The 16,835-nt window shown below is 71.4% G+C and carries 11 protein-coding genes; 9 read left to right on the forward strand and 2 right to left on the reverse strand.

The features are described 5' to 3' along the window. The first annotated feature begins 1 nt into the window (after position 1). From gatB to ACIBLC_RS19685, 7 genes are all read left to right on the forward strand, one after another. The gene (gene gatB / locus ACIBLC_RS19655; protein ID WP_399212276.1) at positions 2 to 1,519 is read left to right on the forward strand and encodes an Asp-tRNA(Asn)/Glu-tRNA(Gln) amidotransferase subunit GatB; all 1,518 of its coding nucleotides are present in this window, start codon (positions 2 to 4) and stop codon (positions 1,517 to 1,519) included. Between the two features lie 261 nt (positions 1,520 to 1,780). After that, positions 1,781 to 4,030 (forward strand): MMPL family transporter, encoded by a 2,250-nt coding sequence (locus ACIBLC_RS19660; RefSeq protein ID WP_399212277.1) that lies wholly within the window; start codon positions 1,781 to 1,783, stop codon positions 4,028 to 4,030. Further along, positions 4,008 to 4,574 carry a GNAT family N-acetyltransferase gene (locus ACIBLC_RS19665; protein WP_399212278.1) on the forward strand — a complete coding sequence of 189 codons (567 nt, stop codon included), beginning with the start codon at positions 4,008 to 4,010 and terminating at the stop codon, positions 4,572 to 4,574. Before ACIBLC_RS19660 ends, ACIBLC_RS19665 begins: the two co-directional genes overlap by 23 nt. A gap of 64 nt (positions 4,575 to 4,638) precedes the next feature. After that, on the forward strand, positions 4,639 to 5,244 hold the full coding sequence (locus ACIBLC_RS19670; RefSeq protein WP_399212279.1) for a hypothetical protein: 606 nt from the start codon (positions 4,639 to 4,641) through the stop codon (positions 5,242 to 5,244). 192 nt (positions 5,245 to 5,436) lie between these two features. Then, positions 5,437 to 5,631 (forward strand): hypothetical protein, encoded by a 195-nt coding sequence (locus ACIBLC_RS19675; RefSeq protein ID WP_399212280.1) that lies wholly within the window; start codon positions 5,437 to 5,439, stop codon positions 5,629 to 5,631. A 545-nt stretch (positions 5,632 to 6,176) separates the two neighbouring features. Continuing rightward, positions 6,177 to 9,257: an AAA family ATPase gene (locus ACIBLC_RS19680; RefSeq protein ID WP_399212281.1), complete on the forward strand. Its 3,081-nt coding sequence runs from the start codon at positions 6,177 to 6,179 to the stop codon at positions 9,255 to 9,257. 47 nt (positions 9,258 to 9,304) lie between these two features. After that, complete coding sequence (locus ACIBLC_RS19685; RefSeq protein ID WP_399212508.1) at positions 9,305 to 9,580, forward strand: DUF6191 domain-containing protein; 276 nt, start codon at positions 9,305 to 9,307, stop codon at positions 9,578 to 9,580. Between the two features lie 263 nt (positions 9,581 to 9,843). Here ACIBLC_RS19685 and ACIBLC_RS19690 read toward each other — a convergent pair whose 3' ends face one another. Both ACIBLC_RS19690 and ACIBLC_RS19695 read right to left on the reverse strand, forming a co-directional pair. Continuing rightward, positions 9,844 to 11,028, reverse strand: coding sequence for a PQQ-dependent sugar dehydrogenase (locus ACIBLC_RS19690; protein ID WP_399212282.1), 1,185 nt, complete (start codon positions 11,026 to 11,028; stop codon positions 9,844 to 9,846). Between the two features lie 148 nt (positions 11,029 to 11,176). After that, the gene (locus ACIBLC_RS19695; protein ID WP_399212283.1) at positions 11,177 to 12,184 is read right to left on the reverse strand and encodes an aldo/keto reductase; all 1,008 of its coding nucleotides are present in this window, start codon (positions 12,182 to 12,184) and stop codon (positions 11,177 to 11,179) included. Between the two features lie 76 nt (positions 12,185 to 12,260). Between ACIBLC_RS19695 and ACIBLC_RS19700 the strand changes: the two genes are divergently transcribed. Continuing rightward, positions 12,261 to 13,214: a 2-hydroxyacid dehydrogenase gene (locus ACIBLC_RS19700; protein ID WP_399212284.1), complete on the forward strand. Its 954-nt coding sequence runs from the start codon at positions 12,261 to 12,263 to the stop codon at positions 13,212 to 13,214. A gap of 325 nt (positions 13,215 to 13,539) precedes the next feature. Then, complete coding sequence (locus ACIBLC_RS19705; RefSeq protein ID WP_399212509.1) at positions 13,540 to 16,632, forward strand: putative bifunctional diguanylate cyclase/phosphodiesterase; 3,093 nt, start codon at positions 13,540 to 13,542, stop codon at positions 16,630 to 16,632. The last annotated feature ends 203 nt before the right edge of the window (positions 16,633 to 16,835 follow it).

Here is a 16,835-nt window from a genome sequence, read left to right on the forward strand (position 1 = left end):
CGTGACCACCACGACCGACGAACTGGTGTCGTACGAGGACGCCCTGGCGACGTACGACCCCGTCATGGGCCTCGAGGTCCATGTCGAACTCGGCACCAAGACCAAGATGTTCTGCGGGTGTTCCACCGAGCTGGGCGCCGAGCCCAACTCGCAGACCTGCCCGACCTGCCTCGGCATGCCCGGCTCGCTCCCGGTCGTCAACGCGATCGGCGTCGAGTCCGCGATCAAGATCGGCCTCGCGCTGCACTGCGAGATCGCCGAGTGGTGCCGCTTCGCCCGGAAGAACTACTTCTACCCGGACATGCCGAAGAACTTCCAGACCTCCCAGTACGACGAGCCGATCGCCTTCAACGGCTATCTGGACGTCCAGCTGGAGGACGGCGAGGTCTTCCGCGTGGAGATCGAGCGCGCCCACATGGAGGAGGACACCGGTAAGTCGCTGCACGTCGGCGGCGCCACCGGCCGAATCCACGGCGCCTCGCACTCGCTGCTCGACTACAACCGCGCGGGCATCCCGCTCATCGAGATCGTCACCAAGCCGATCGAGGGCGCGGGCGAGCGGGCCCCCGAGGTCGCCAAGGCGTACGTCGCCGAGCTGCGCGAGCTCATCAAGGCGCTCGGCGTCTCCGAGGCCCGCATGGAGCAGGGCCAGATGCGCTGCGACGTGAACCTGTCGCTGCGCCCGCACGGCCGGGAGAGGTTCGGCACCCGCAGCGAGACCAAGAACGTCAACTCGCTGCGCTCCGTGGAGCGTGCGGCCCGCTTCGAGATCCAGCGGCACGCCGCGGTGCTCAACAGCGGCGGCACGATCATCCAGGAGACCCGCCACTTCCACGAGGACACCGGGTCAACGACCTCGGGCCGCGTGAAGGAGGAGGCCGAGGACTACCGGTACTTCCCGGAGCCCGACCTCGTCCCCGTGGCGCCGTCCCGTGAGTGGGTCGAGGAGCTGCGTGGCGGGCTGCCCGAGCAGCCGTTGGCCCGCCGCAACCGGCTGCGCGAGGAGTGGGGAGTCGGCGCCCACGACATGCAGTCGATCCTCAACGCCGGTGCCATCGACCTGATCGTCGCCACCATCGAGGAGGGCGCCGACGCGGCGTCCGCCCGCAAGTGGTGGATGGGCGAACTGGCCCGCAGCGCCAACGAGACGGGCAAGGCCCTCGAGGACCTGCCCTTCACCCCGGCGCAGGTCGCCCGAGTCGCCGTCCTGGTGTCCGAGGGCTCCATCAACGACAAGCTGGCCCGCCAGGTCATCGAAGGCGTCCTCGCTGGAGAGGGCACCCCGGACGAGGTCGTCGAGAAGCGCGGTCTGAAGGTCGTCTCCGACGACGGCGCGCTGACCGCCGCCGTCGACGAGGCCATCGCCGGCAACCCGGGCATCGCCGACAAGATCCGCGGCGGCAAGCTCCAGGCCGTCGGCGCCCTGGTCGGCGCGGTCATGAAGGCCACCCGTGGCCAGGCCGACGCGGCCCGCGTCAAGGAACTGATCCTTGAGCGGCTGGGCGTCAGCGCGGGCTGAGGTCCGGTTTTTCCACTGCCCTGAGGGGATGCATCGGTTGCGATGCATCCCCTCAGGCATGTCATCGGAATGTGCTGTGAAGTGGGACCCACTTATGTGAATAAGCCCACGAATGCGATGAACGATCACTTTCGGCTGTAACAGTGGCTGGGCATTGCTCATGCGTTCTTTGCGGGCTGTTCACTTCTGTAGAGGCTCTTTCCGTCCTATAGCGGCTGTTCCCGTTCAAAGATCCTCGAACCACCCCCAGGGAGCACGTCCGTGGCAGCCCTCGCGCGCTGGTGTGTCCGGCGCCGCCTCGCCGTCGTCCTGCTGTGGCTCCTGGCACTCGGCGGTGTCACCGCCGCCGCGGCCGTCATGGGCTCCGCCTACTCGAACGACTACGAGGCACCCGGCACCGAGTCGGGCCGCGCCACCCAGCTCCTGCGGGAGGGCTTCCCCGGCCTCGGCGGCGCGAGCGACACCGTCGTCTGGCACACCACCGGCCCCACCGGCACCGTGCGCTCGGCCGACGTCCAGCAGACGATGACCCGCGCCCTGGACAGCATCGAGGACCTGCCCGGGGTGGCCTCCGTCGTCAGCCCGTACGAGGGGCAGAGCGCGGGCCGGATCAGCGGCGACGGACGTACGGCGTACGCCACGGTCACCTTCGACGACCCGACCGAGAACGTCGACAAGGGCCAGGCCCAGGCGGTCGTCGACAGCGCGAAGGCCGCCGAGTCGAACAGTCTCCAGGTGGAGCTGGGCGGCGGCGCGACCGGGCTCACCGAGTCCTCCGGCGGGCATGTCGCCGAGATCGTCGGCGTTCTCGTCGCCGCGGTGGTCCTCTTCCTCGCCTTCGGCTCGCTCGCCGCGGCCCTGCTGCCCATCGCCACGGCACTGGTCGGCGTCGGGACCGCGTACGCCTCGATCGCGCTCCTCGGGCACGCCATGACCGTCGCCGACTTCGCGCCCATGCTCGGCCTGCTGATCGGGCTCGGCGTCGGCATCGACTACGCGCTGTTCATCGTGACCCGGCACCGGCGCGGCCTGAAACGCGGGCTCCCGGTGCCGGAAGCCGCGCGGAACGCCGTCGCCACCACGGGCCGCGCGGTCGTCTTCGCCGGCGCCACCGTCTGCATCGCCCTGCTCGGCATGCTCATCCTGCGCCTCGGCTTCCTCAACGGCGTCGCGATCGCGGCCTCGCTGACGGTGATCCTCACCGTCGCGGCCTCCGTGACCCTGCTTCCGGCGCTGCTCTCCTTCATCGGTCCGCGCGCTTTGAGCCGCCGTGAGCGGCGCCGGCTGTACGAGCACGGGCCCCAGCCGGAGATCCCCACCGGACTCGCCGCACGCTGGTCGGCCTTCGTGGAGCGGCACCCCAAGCTGCTCGGCTCCCTCGCCCTGGTCGTCATGGCACTGCTCGCCCTGCCCACGCTCTCGCTCCACCTGGGCACCTCGGACCAGGGCAACAATCCGGAGCGGACGACCACCCGACAGGCGTACGACCTGATAGCGGACGGGGTCGGACCCGGCGTGAACGGGCCCCTGACCCTCGTCACCGAGGTCGGCGGCGCCGAGGACAGGCTCGCGCTCGACAACCTGGACGCCACGCTCCGGGAGACCGAGGGCGTCGCCTCCGTGACCGCGGCGACGTACAACAGCGCCGGCGACACCGCGTACCTCACCGTCGTACCGGACTCCGCGCCGCAGTCGCAGCGGACCAGCGCCCTCGTCGACCGGCTGCGCACCGAGGTGCTGCCGCGCGCCGAGGCGGACAACTCCCTCGACGTGCGGGTCGGCGGGGTGACAGCGAGCTACGACGACTTCGCGGACGTCATCGTCGGCAAACTGCCCCTCTTCGTGGGCGTCGTCATCGGCCTCGGCTGCGCCCTGCTGCTGCTCGCCTTCCGCTCGATCGGCATCCCCCTGAAGGCCGCCGTGATGAACATCGCCGCCGTGGCCGCCGCCTTCGGAGTCGTCGTCGCGATCTTCCAGTGGGGCTGGGGGAGTGAGCTGCTCGGCCTCGGCCGCGCGGGCCCGATCGAACCCTTCCTGCCCGTGATCATGGTGTCGGTGCTCTTCGGCCTCTCCATGGACTACCAGGTCTTCCTGGTCAGCCGGATGTACGAGGAGTGGCTGGAAACCGGCGACAACCGGCGTGCCGTCCGGGTCGGCCTCGCCGAGACCAGCCGGGTGATCAACTCCGCCGCCGTCATCATGATCTCGGTCTTCCTTGCCTTCGTGCTCAGCGGCGACCGCGTCATCGCGATGTTCGGCATCGCCCTCGCCGCGGCCGTCGCCCTGGACGCCTTCGTCCTGCGGACGCTCCTCGTGCCCGCCCTCATGCACCTGCTCGGCGGCGCCAACTGGTGGCTGCCCCGCTGGCTCGACAGGTGCCTGCCGCGCATCAGCATCGAGCCTCCCGAGTGCCGCGCCGCCCATGAGAGGCTGGCCGCTGCGACGGACGCCGAGGTGGCGGACGTACTGGCGAAGGAGCGGCGGCAGGATGTTCGCGATATCCCTGGGTGACGACGGAGCGGAACTGCGGCCCCTGGAGCCCTGGCACGCCGAGGAGTTCCTGGCGCACATGGAACGGGGGCGCGAGTACGTCGGCCGGCACATCGCCCTGCCCGACGCCGTGACGGACCTCCCCTCGACGAAGCGCCTCCTCCGGGCGTACGCGGACAAGCGCGCCGCGGACGAGGGCTTCCTGTACGGGATCTGGCTGGAGGGCAAGCTCGTCGGCGGGCTGCTCTTCCGGATCTTCGACACCGCGATGGGCAGCTGCGAGGCCGGGTGCTGGCTGGAACCTGCCGCCGCCGGGCGCGGACTCGTCACCCGCGGGGCGCGGATCATCATCGACTGGGCGGTCGAGGAGCGCGGTATGCACCGCGTGGAGTGGATCGCCTCGGCCGCCAACGAACCGAGCCTGAGGGTGGCGCGGCGCCTGGGCATGACACGGGACGGCGTGCTGCGCGAAAGCTACCTGTACCGGGGCGTACGGAGCGACATGGAGGTCTGGTCGGTGCTCGCGCCCGAGTGGCGGGAGGCACGCGCGCGTGCGGGACGATAACGATCGGCCTCCATTACCGCGAACATTAAGAGACCTCTCATACAGCATCCGTACGGTGCGAGGTATGGGATCCAAGACTGTTGACGAGGCCGGTATCGAGACCGGCGCCGAGGCGAAGAGCGACGAGGAGAAAGTGGACGTCACCAAGAGCGACGTCGCCGCGGCCGACGAGGCCACCGGGACGGACGAGGAGACCGTGGCAGACGCCTCGGACGACGCCGAGTACGACGGCGACGACGAGCAGCTCGTGCCGGTCGCCGAGAAGGCCCCCTCAGGGGTGGGCCTGGGTGCCGCCGCAGTGGTCTCGGCCGCGCTTGGCCTCGTCTCGCTGACGGGTGGCTGGCTGGGCACGGTCGCGCAGGCGCGCGACTCGCTGTACGGCCAGCTGGAGACCGCGTCGACCGCGACCGTCTCCACCCAGATCGAGCAGGTCTACGGCAACTCGTGGAACGCCAACGCGCTGGTCGCGGGCATCTTCGCGCTGGTCGCCCTGATCGTCGGCGTCGGCGTCCTGGTCCGCCCGGCGTTCGGGAACCCCGACCGCGTCGTGCAGACCACCTGGGTCAAGTCCGTCGCCTGGGCCGGCGTCTCGCTCGCGATCATCGGCCTGCTGCTGGCCGTGCTCAAGTACACCGACATCCTGCTGGCCATGCCGAAGGCAACCAGCTGAGCGCACGCTCCCCGAGCTGTCCGGCTTTCCTGAGGGGCCTTAGGCCCGCCCTACGTCACGTACGGCGGACCTAAGGCCCTTCGCGCGCCCAAGATGCGGAACTCTCCCGATGTGGCGCACCCCCCTTGGAGACGAAGGTTGAGGCATCGCAACAAGCGAAGCCCGAAACCGACTCTTCACGAGGGGTACGAGATGTTCGAGTACGAGCTCCAGCAGATCCGTTCCGCCGAGCTGATCCGCGAGGCGCAGAACCACCGGATGGCCCGGGAGGCCATCCGCAGCCGCCGGGCCGTCCGGCGCGCCGCGCGCGAGTCCGCCGGCAATGACCCGGAGGGGCAGGCGCATAGCCGCCGCCACCGCCGGCACCGGTTCGCCCGCGTGGCGTGAGCGCCACCGGGCGACGGGAGGACGGCCGCACGGGGGTCGGCCGTTCTCCCGGACCAAGGCTGACCGCGCAGGCACCGGGACCGGCTTCGACGGTTCCGGCGACGGGGTTGAGTGCGGGGGTCCCGGCCGCGGGGTCGAGTGCGGGGGTCCCGGCGGCGGGTGCGGCTGCGGGCGTTCGGGGTTCCGGGTCGATCGCGGTGGTTCCGGCGACGGGGTCGAATGCAAAGGTCTCGGCCGCGGGTCCGACTGCGGGCGTTCCGGGTTCCGGGTCCGCCCCGGGGGTCCCGGCGACCGGAGCGGCTTCGGCCGTGTCGGCGACGGGGCCGACCGGGGCCGTCCCGGCGACGGGATCGCGTACGCGGGGCCGGGCCGCGGGTTCTACCGTGGCCGTTCCGGCGACCGGATCGACCGCCGCCGCCGCCGCCGTCCCGGCTACCGGGTCCGTGGCAGCTGCTCCGGCGACCGGGAGAACGGGCACCCTCCCGGTGGTGCGGTCAACGGCCGCCCCGTCGATAACCAGTGCCGCACTGTCAGACCGCTGTGCGATGCTCGGGCCTGTGGAAACCAGGTCCGTCAGCCCGGTGTTCGTCGGTCGCGCCGACGAGCTGGGCGTGCTGCACGACGCGCTCGCCCGTGCCGCCGTCGGCGAGCCGCAGGCGTTGCTGCTCGGCGGCGAGGCGGGGGTCGGAAAGACCCGCCTGATCGAGGAGTTCGCCGCCGCGGCCGGACGCGGCGGCGCGATCGTCGCGTGCGGCGGCTGCGTCGAGATCGGCGCCGACGGCCTGCCCTTCGCCCCCTTCTCCACCGCGCTGCGAGCCCTGCGGCGCCTCCTTCCCGACGACCTCGCCGCCGCTGCCGCCGGACAGGAAGAGGAACTGGCCCGGCTACTGCCCGAGTTGGGCGGGGCCGCCCAGGGGCGGCGCTACGAAGAGGAGGGCCTGGCCCGCCTGTTCGAGCTCACCGCCCGACTCCTGGAGCGTATGGCCGCCAAGCGCACGGTCGTCCTCGCCCTCGAAGACCTGCACTGGGCCGACGCCTCCACCCGCCACCTCCTCGCCTACCTCTTCCGCACCCTGCGCAGCGGCCGGCTCGTCGTCGTCGCCACCTACCGCGCCGACGACATCCACCGCCGCCACCCGCTGCGCCCCCTGCTGGCCGAGTTGGACCGCCTCCGCACGGTCCGCCGTATCGAACTCGGCCGTTTCAGCCGCGCCGAGGTCGGCCGCCAGATCGCCGGCATCCTCGCCCACGAACCCGACCCGGCCCAGGTCGACGACATCTTCGAACGCTCCGACGGCAACGCGTTCTTCGTCGAGGAACTCGCCGTCGCCTCCCACCAGGGCTGCCGCACGGCGCTCACGGACACCCTCCGCGACCTGCTCCTCGTACGCGTCGAAGGCCTGCCCGAGAGCGCCCAGCGGGTCGCCCGGATCGCCGCCGAGGGCGGCTCCACCGTCGAGTACCCACTGCTGGCAGCCGTGGCCGGGCTCGCCGAGGACGACCTCATCGAGGCACTGCGCGCCGCCGTCGGCGCCAACATCCTGCTCGCCACACCCGGCGGCGACGGCTACCGCTTCCGCCACTCCCTGGTCCGCGAGGCGGTCAGCGACGACCTGCTGCCCGGCGAGCGCTCCCGCTTCAACCGGCGCTACGCCGAAGCCCTGGAGGCCGACCCGGCCCTTGTCCCGGCCGACGAGCGCCTCACCCGGCTGGCCAGCTACTGGTACCACGCCCATGACGCGGCCAAGGCTCTCCCCGCCGTCCTCGACGCCTCCGTCGAGGCCCGCTGCCGGCACGCCCACTCCGAGCAACTGCGGCTCCTGGAGCGGGCGATGGAGCTGTGGGACGTCGCCCCCGACGCCGTACGGGCCGAGCTGCGCCCCGTCGACTACGTGGAGGTCTATCCTCCCCCACTGCCTGAAAGGCGTGGGGGGACCCCCAGCGGCTGCGACCGGGCAGCGCCGCTGGGCTATCTCGACCTGATGGCGGAGGCCGCCGTCGCGGGGCGGCTGTGCGGGGAGCGCGAGCGCGCCCTGAAGATCACCAAGCGGGCGCTGCACCTCCTGGAGGACGACGGCGACGCGTTGCGCGCCGCCTGGTTCTGGTGCCAGCGCTCCCGTCTGATCCAGGCGCAGGCCCGCGGCGACGGCTGGCAGGAACTGGGCACCGCACAGGAGTTGGTGCGCGGCCTTCCCCCGTCGGAGGTGCACGCCGACGTCCTGTCGAACGTCGCCGCCTGGTGCATGCTGCACGAGCCGGGACCCGGCGCCCTCTCGGCCGCCGAGCGCGCCGTGGAGTACGCCCGCATGGTCGGCGCCCGGGACATCGAGCTGAACGCCCGGCTCACACTCGGCGGCCTCATGGTCGACGCGGGTGACGTCGAGGCGGGTCTCGCGGAGCTGTGGGAGGTCAAGGAGCGGGTGAACCGGCACGGCGCCTCCCTCGTCGTCGGCCGGGTCCACATCAACCTCCCCTCCCACCTGGAGTCGCTCGGCCGCTCCCGCGAGGCCGTCTCGGCCCTGCGTGAGGGCATCGAACTCACCAAGAGAAAAGGCCTGTTGGAAACCGAGGCCTACGTCTGGGGCAACTTCTCGGAGTCCCTCGACTCGCTCGGCCAGTGGGACGAGGCCGTCGAGGCGGCGGAGAACGCGCTGCGCATCGGACTCAGCGGCAAGGCCTCCGGCGTCGGCGCCATCCGGCTGTCCTGTCTCGCGCTGGCCCGCGGCGACCTCGCCGAGGCGGCACGCCGGCTGACCGCCGCCCGCACCCACTTCGGCACCCACGACCCCATGCCGCAGCACGCCCTGCCGCTGCTGGGCGCCGCCATCGGGATCGCCGCGGGCGAGGGCAGCCTCCTCGACGCCCGCGCCGCACTGGAGGAGGCCCTGAGCGTGGGCTTCCCGCCCGGCACCCAGCGCTACGGCTGGCCGCTGCTGCTCGCCGCCGCCACCGCGGAGGGCGACGCCCGCGGGCTCCCCCTCGCCGAGGCGGGCCGTGCCGAGACGGTGGAACACCTCCGTTCCGCCGCCAAGTGCCTGGCCACCGGCGCACCGCTCTGGCTCGCCTACGCGGAGTGGGTGCGCGCCGAGCTCCGCCGCGCCGAGGGGGTGGCCTCTCCGCACGACTGGTCCGAAGTGGTCACCGCCTTCGAACCCCTGGAGCGCCCCTACGACCTCGCCCGCGTCCGGCACCGCCTCGCCGACGCCCTGCTGGTCGCGGGCGCGGACGACGAGGACCGCGCCCGCGCCACGGAACTCCTCCGGCTGGCCCGGGCCGCCGCCGACCACCTCGGTGCCCGCCCGCTCGCCGACGCCGTCGCCCTGCTCGCCCAGCGGGCCCGGCTCGTCCTGGGCCGCACCCCCGAGCCGTCCGCCCTTGCCCCGGTCGACCCCGCGGTCGCGCTCGGCCTCACCAGCCGCGAGCGCGACGTCCTGCGCCTCGTCGCCGCCGGCCGCAGCAACCGCCAGATCGCCGAGGAGCTCTTCATCTCCCCGAAGACGGCCAGCGTCCATGTGTCGAACATCCTCGCCAAGCTGGGCGTCTCCGGCCGTGGCGAGGCGGCGGCCATGGCCCACCGGCTGCGGCTGTTCCCGCCCGAGACCCCCGCCGCCCAGGCCGTGGGCTGAGGTTTACGCTGTAAAGGACCCGGGCCGAGGGAGGCGCCGTGTTCAACATGTTCGAGGAACTGTTCGCACCAGGCCGCAAGCACACCAACGACGAACGCAAGCGACTGGAACTGAGCAGGGTGGACCTCAACGACGGTGACCCCGGCCGCGGCCCCATAGACCTGTCCTCGGGCAAGGTGGTCGTACGAGCCCCGGCACCGGAAACGGCGACAACGCAGAGTCCGACCGCGGACGCGGACGCGGGGGAGGCGGCGCCGAAAGCCGACGAGTCCGCCGGGACGCCGAAAGCCGACGAGCTCGCCGGGGACGCGGACGGGGACTGAGAAGCGCGCTACGGCGCCTTCAGCCCCGGAGCTACGCCACCCGGAGTTCCGGAGCCACGCCGCCCCGCGTTCCGGAGCCACGCCACCCCGAACTCCGGGACTCACGCGCTCCGGATCCCAGGAAGCCACGCGCTCCCCGATCCGGGAGTCACGCCCCGGATCCCCGGGACTCACGCCTCCCCGATTCACGGAGTCGCGCTGCCGGATCCCCAGGAGTCAGTCCCCGGATCCCCGGAAGTCACGGCCCCCCAGACCCCCGTCGGTCACGTCACCTCCAACTCCAGGATCCGGTCGTCCCCCGCCTCGGGGCTGCCGCGGCCGTCCGTTTCGCTCGTCACCAGCCAGAGTTTGTCGCCGCCGGCCGAGACCACGGTCCGCAGCCGGCCGTAGTCGCCCTCCAGGAAGGCCTGGGGATCGGCGGAGGCCTTGGTGCCGTCCAGGGGGATGCGCCACAGGCGCTCGCCCTTGAGGCCCGCCATCCAGATGGAGCCCTTCGCGTAGGCGATGCCGCTCGGGGAGGCGTCGTCCGTGTGCCACTGGGCGATCGGGTTCAGGTACTTGGAGTTGTCGCTCTCGCCCTCGACCACCGGCCAGCCGTAGTTCCCGCCCGGCTTGATCTGGTTCAGCTCGTCCCAGGTGTCCTGGCCGAACTCGGCGGCCCACAGGCGCTGTTTGTCGTCCCAGGCGAGTCCCTGGACGTTGCGATGTCCGTACGAGTAGACGACCGAGTCGTCGAACGGATTGCCCGGTGCCGGCTCGCCCTCCGGAGTCATCCGCAGGATCTTGCCGCCCAGCGACTTCGTGTCCTGGGCCAGGCCCGTCTGCCCCGTCTCACCCGCCCCCGCGTACAGCATCCTGTCCGGGCCGAAGGCGATCCTGCCGCCGTTGTGGATGTATCCCTTGGGGATGCCCTTGAAGATCGTGTCCGGCGAACCGAGCTGCTCCCCGGACGGCTTGTTCTCGTCGTACAGCATGCGGACAATACGGTTGTCCGACACCGTCGTGAAGTACGCGTAGACCAGGTGGTCCGAGGCGAAGTCGGGGGAGAGCGCGATCCCCAGGAGGCCGCCCTCGCCCTCGGGGGCCACCCCCGAGACCTCGCCAAGCTCCGTCTTCTTGCCGCTCTCCTCGTCGACCCGGGTGATCGTCCCCTCGTCCCGCGAGGACACCAGCAGGTCACCCTCGGGCAGCGGGGCCAGACCCCAGGGGGAGTCGAGGTCCTGGGTGACGGTGCGCACGACCTTCACCGAGCCCTTGGCGGGCGGTGGCTCGTCGGCGGCCTGCTCGGAGGGCGACGCCGCCGACTCCGTACCACCGGCACTGCTGTTGCCCGGCGTAAGGCCCCCGCCGCTGTCCGCCGTCCCTCCGTCGTCGGATGAACAGCCGGCCGTCACCAGAAGCGCGGCCGCGGCCAACACGGCCGTCACCACTCGTCGTTGCACGATCATGGGGTCCCTTCGACGCGGCGGTCCTACTGTTCATACACCGCTCGCGTCCCACGAGTTCCCGATCACGGACACACAAATCCGGCCACGTACTCCTGGCCGCCCGCTGTCCGCCCCGTACCTCCGGAAACGCGTACCTCGGAAACGCGGCTCACTCCCAGGATCCCTGAGCCCCCGGCAACCCCGCCACCTCGGCCAGATCCTCCGCCGTCAGTCCCAGCCCGGCCGCCCCCGCGTTCTCCACGACCCACCGCTCCCGCTTGGCCCCCGGCACCGGCACCACGTGCCGGCCCTGCGCCAGCACCCACGCCAGGGCCACCTGGGCGGGCGTGACCGCCCCCTCGTGGTCCCCGTGCCGCCGGGCCACGCGTCGCAGGCCGACGACGATCGGCTGGTTCGCGGCCATCATCTCGGCGGTGAAGCGGGGGTGCCGGGCACGCACGTCGTCGGGCTCGAAGCCCTCGCCGGGGGTCAGCGTGCCGGTCAGGAAGCCGTTGCCCAGCGGCATCGCCGCCAGGAAGCCCACCCCGCGCGCCGCGCACCACGGCAGCAGCGCGTCCAGCGCCTCCGTGGACCACACCGAGAGCTCGGCCTCCACGGCGCTCACGGGGAAGACCTGCTGCACCCGCTCCAACTGGCGGATCGTTCCGTCGTGCAACCGTGCCCCCGAGCGGCGGGCCGAGCGCGCGCCCACCGCACACAGTCCGAGCGAGCGCACCTTTCCGGCCGTCACCAGCTCCGCCATCGCGCCCCAGGTCTCCTCGACGGGTACTTCGGGGTCCGCGCGGTGCAACTGGTAGAGGTCGATCACGTCCGTCTGCAGCCGGCGCAGCGACGCGTCGCACGCCCGCTTCACATACCCCGGGCGGCCATTGGCCACGATGTGCTGCTCGCCCACCAGCAGGCCGACCTTGGTCGACACGAAGGCCTCGGAGCGCCGTTCCTTCAGCGCCCGCCCCACCAGCAGCTCGTTGGTGAAGGGCCCGTACATGTCGGCCGTGTCCAGCAGCGTCGCACCCCGGTCGAGCGCCGCGTGCACCGCGCGGAGCGACTCCTCACCGCGCTGCCGCGAACCGGTGTACGCCCAGTTCATCGGCATGCACCCGAGCCCGACAGCCCCCACCTCGAGCGCCGCCGCCCCGATCGTCCTGCGCTCCACCTGGCCGTGACCCTCCCTCTCCTGGCACCCCAACCTAACCTCTGCGCCTCCCGGCGCCTGACATAGCCTCCTGAGCATGACTTCAGACGTATGGCTTCCCTTTCACGCAGAGGACATCGACGGGCTTCCCGAAGGCCCCAACTACCTCTACTGGAATGGTGAGCAGGAGTTTCCCGCGGATCCGGCGGACTGCGAGTTCTATGTCGTGCCCTACATGAAGCCGCCCGCCGTCTCGCAGCGGCCGATGCCCGAAATGACCTCACTACGGGTCGTGCAGACGCTCTCCGCCGGTGTCGACCACGTCCAGCCGAGCCTCGAAGTCCTGCCCACGGGCGTGCAGTTGTGCAACGCGCGCGGCGTGCACGAGGCGAGCACCGGCGAACTCGCCCTCGCGTTGATCCTCGCCTCACTGAGGGGCATCCCCGACTTCGTCCGGGCGCAGGACAAGGGGGAGTGGAGGTCGGGCTTCCACCCCGCGCTGGCCGACAAGTCCGTACTCATCGTGGGGTACGGGTCGATCGGGTCCGCCATCGAGGACCGGCTCACTCCCTTCGAGCTCGCGCGGGTGGCGCGCGTCGCGCGCTCCGCGCGCACCACGGAGCGCGGTCCTGTGCACGCACTCACCGACCTGCCCGCTCTGCTGCCCGAGGCCGACATCGTCATCCTGTCCACGCCCCTCAACGACACCACCCGCGGCCTGGTGAACGCCGACTTCCTCTCCCGTCTGAAGGACGGCGCCCTCCTCGTGAACGTCGCCCGCGGCCCCGTGGTCGACACCAAGGCGCTCCTCGCCGAGCTGGAGAGCGGTCGTGTCACCGCGGCCCTCGACGTCACCGACCCCGAACCGCTGCCCGCGGGGCACCCGTTGTGGCACGCGCCGGGCGTACTCATCAGCCCTCACGTCGGCGGTCCCACGTCCGCGTTCCTGCCGCGCGCCAAGCGGCTTCTGGTGGCCCAGTTGAATCGTTTCGTGAACCGGGAGCCGCTGCGGAACGTGGTCCTTACGACGGGCGCGCAGGCCACGTCATGACGGGCGCGTAGGTCGCCTCGCGACGGGCGCGCGGGCCATGTCCCGTTCGCTCCCCGTCCGCTTTTGACACCCTCCGCAGTTCTCCGAATGCGGGCAGTGCCGACAAACTCCCTGGTCGTCACGGAGCGTAGAGGAACTATGTCCCTGAGTGACGAGACTGGTGTATCGTCCCGACTGGGGCTGCGCCGCGCACAGTTCGGCGCCGGGGATGGACATTGAGACTGCGAGGGGGGCGACGGGCGATGCACGGCCTATGGACCAACGATCCGACGCGGCGGGGCCGCCGACGACGACCCTGGCGCGCGGCGACGCGGCGACGCGGGCAATGCGGCCACAGTGGCCAGGGTGGCCATCACCACCGGAGGCACAGTGCTCGCCGGAGGCGCGCGCGTCCGGCGCACGCGGACCAGTGGGACCCCGGGGTGCGGACCGGGTGGGCCCGGTGAGCTCCCCCGGAGCGCTGCTGACCCGTCGGCCGGTGCTCGGAGGCGGGACGGGCCTGGTCTCCCAACTCGTACTGGCCCTGGTGTGCGCGGGATACGCCGTCGGTTCCGCGCTCGGCTGGGGCTCCGCGAGCCTCGCGCTCTTCATGGGCGACTTCGGACTGAGCGCCGCCGCGGGTGCCGCGGCGGTCTCCTGCTTCCGCTACGCACAGAGCCGCCGCAGCCGCTTTCGACCCGCCTGGCTCCTCTTCGCCTTCTCCTCCACCATGGCATGCCTGGGCAACGCGATCTGGGGGTGGTACGAGGTCGTCCTCGACCGCCCCATGCCCAGCCCCAGCTTCGCCGACGTGTTCTTCCTCTGCTTCGCGCCGCCCGCCATCGTGGGACTCCTCGTGCTCGCCAAGAGGCCCGTGACCAGGGCCGGCTGGGTCTGCCTCGCGCTCGACTCCTGGCTCATCGGCGGCTCGTTGCTCACGCTGTCGTGGAGTCTCGCGCTCGCCCAGGCGGCGAAGTTCGACGGGCCGAGCGTCGCGCACACCGCGCTGTCGCTGGCGTATCCACTACTGGACATCGCGCTGGTCAGCATGGTGCTCGCCCTGCACTTCCGGCGCTCGTCGGTGAACCGCTCCGCGGTGAACACCGCGATCGGCGCGCTCGCCCTGACCGTGATGTGCGACGCCCTGTTCACCTCGCCCCTGCTGCACAACGACTACCGCTCGGGGCAGCTCCTGGACGCGGGCTGGTTCGCCGGCTCCCTCCTCCTCGCCTACGCACCCTGGGTCGGCCCGCGGTTCGGTCAGCCGGGCGTCGAGCGGTACGACACCGCCGGGCACGCGCGCGTGGTGCACGAGCACATCCCGGGGCAGCGGCAGGAGGGACGGCAGGGGCACACGGGAGGGCAGGTGCAGACGCCACTCCACGGCGCGGGCCAGAGCGGAGGCCACGGTCGATATCCGGCCACCCGTCCCATCGCCGGATCGCTGGCCGCGCTCACGCCCTATCTCGCGGCCGCCGTCTGCACGTTGGGGATCCTCTACAACGTCCTGAACGGCCGCAACGTCGACCGCGTCGTACTCATCACCGCCGGCCTCGTCGTGCTCGCCCTTGTCGTCCGCCAGGGCATCATGCTCCTCGACAACATCACCCTCACCCAGGAACTGGCGCAGAAGGAGAACCACTTCCGCTCCCTGGTGCAGGGTTCGAGCGACGTCATCATGATCGCGGCGCCGAACGGCATTCTGAGATACGTCAGTCCGGCCGCCGCCGGTGTCTACGGACGCGACGCCGAGGACCTGGTGGGCTCCGAACTGGCCTCGCTCATCCACCCCGAGGACCTCGGCTGTGTGGTCCACGAGGTGCGCCGCTTTCTGGCCGCGAGCCATTTCGAGGAGCCCACGACCCGCATCGAGTGCCGCTTCAGGTCCGGCGACGGCGGCTGGCTGAACGTGGAGTCCACCGTCAACCGACACCACGGCGGCCTCATCTTCAACAGCCGTGACGTGACCGAACGGGTGCGTCTCCAGGCGCAGTTACAGCACAACGCCGAGCATGACCCGCTCACCGACCTCCCCAACCGCGCCCTGTTCACCCGGCGCGTCCAGCAGGCCCTCTCCGGCCGCCGTTCCACCGACCGCGGCACCGCCGTTCTGTTCATCGACCTCGACGGCTTCAAGGCGGTCAACGACACCATCGGGCACCAGGCGGGCGACGAACTGCTCGTCCAGGCCGCCCGCAGACTCCAGGACTCCGTACGGCACGGCGACACCGCAGCCCGCCTCGGCGGCGACGAGTTCGCGGCGCTCATCGTCGGAGACGGCACCCGCGACCGCACCGCCCGCGAGCACCAGATCCTCGAGCTCGCCGACCGTCTCAGGCTCAGGCTCTCGCAGCCCTACACCATCGACGGCAACGATGTCCGGGTCGCCGCGTCCATCGGCGTCGGTTTCGCCGAACCAGGCCTGGGCGCGGGCGAGTTGCTGAGGAACGCCGACCTCGCCATGTACCGCGCCAAGGCGACGGGCAAGGGCCGCGTCGAGCTGTACGCGCCCCAGATGCAGCAGGACGTCGTACGCAAGGCGGAGCTGGCGACCAGGCTGCGCTCCGCCCTGCAGGACGGCGAGTTCACGCTGCTGCACCAGCCCGTGGTCTCGCTCGACAACGGCCGGATCACGACGGTCGCCGCCCAGGCCCGCTGGCGCTCCTCCCAGGGCGTCCTGTTCACGCCCGCCGAGTTCCTGCGTGTCGCCGAGGACAGCGACAGGACCGCCGAGCTGGGCCGCTGGATGCTGGAGGAGGCCATCGAGCAGGCCGCCGAGCGCGCCGCGGGCGGCCTCGTCGTGCCCGTCGCCGTCCGGATGAACGCCCGGCGCCTGCTGGACCGCTCCGGGCCCCTCGGCTCCGTGGAGGCCCTGCTGACCCGGTACGGGCTTCCCTCCGGCGCCCTGATCATCGAGCTGTCCGACACGGATCCCCGGGCCTCCCTGGACGAGCTGGAGCGCCGCCTGAACGCGCTGCGGCGACTCGGCGTCCGGATCGCCCTGGACGGCTTCGGCAGTGGCTATGCCGCCATCACGGCACTGCGAAGACTCCCCGTCGACGTGCTGAAACTGGACAGGGACCTCGTCGAGGGTGTCGTCGAGTCCGCCCGGCTGCACAAGATCACCAGCGGGCTGCTGCGGATCGCCACCGACCTCGGGCTCCAGTCCGTGGCCGACGGCGTGGACCTTCCGGAGCAGGTCGTCGCCCTGCGTGCGATGGGCTGCACCCATGGACAGGGCATGGCGTTCTCCGCGCCACTGGACGAGTTCCGGCTGTGCCGGGCGCTGTCCATGGGCCACTTCCCGGTGCCGCACGGGCCGGTCGAACCCGCGTTCGCAGGTGGTGGCGTGGCCGTCTACAGCGGTGGTCTGCCCATCGTCTATGGAGGCGGTACGGCGCTGCGCTCACATAATGAGACTCCCGTCCCACCCACTTGACAGTCGGTGTGTGCCGGGGGGAGGGTCATTGCCATGCGCACCCGAATTCTCGTACTTGGAAAGCGCGTCGGCTAGCTGGGACCCACCGGTTCGACAGATCCGGAATACCCAGTGAACGTACCGGCGCGCTCCCCTCGCTTGCCTCACGGCACGAGGGGTTTTTTGTTGCACAGGCACCAGTCGTACACCGCACAAACTTCGCA

The sequence above is a fragment of the Streptomyces sp. NPDC050535 genome, from assembly GCF_044457665.1.
Classification (GTDB): Bacteria; Actinomycetota; Actinomycetes; order Streptomycetales; family Streptomycetaceae; genus Streptomyces.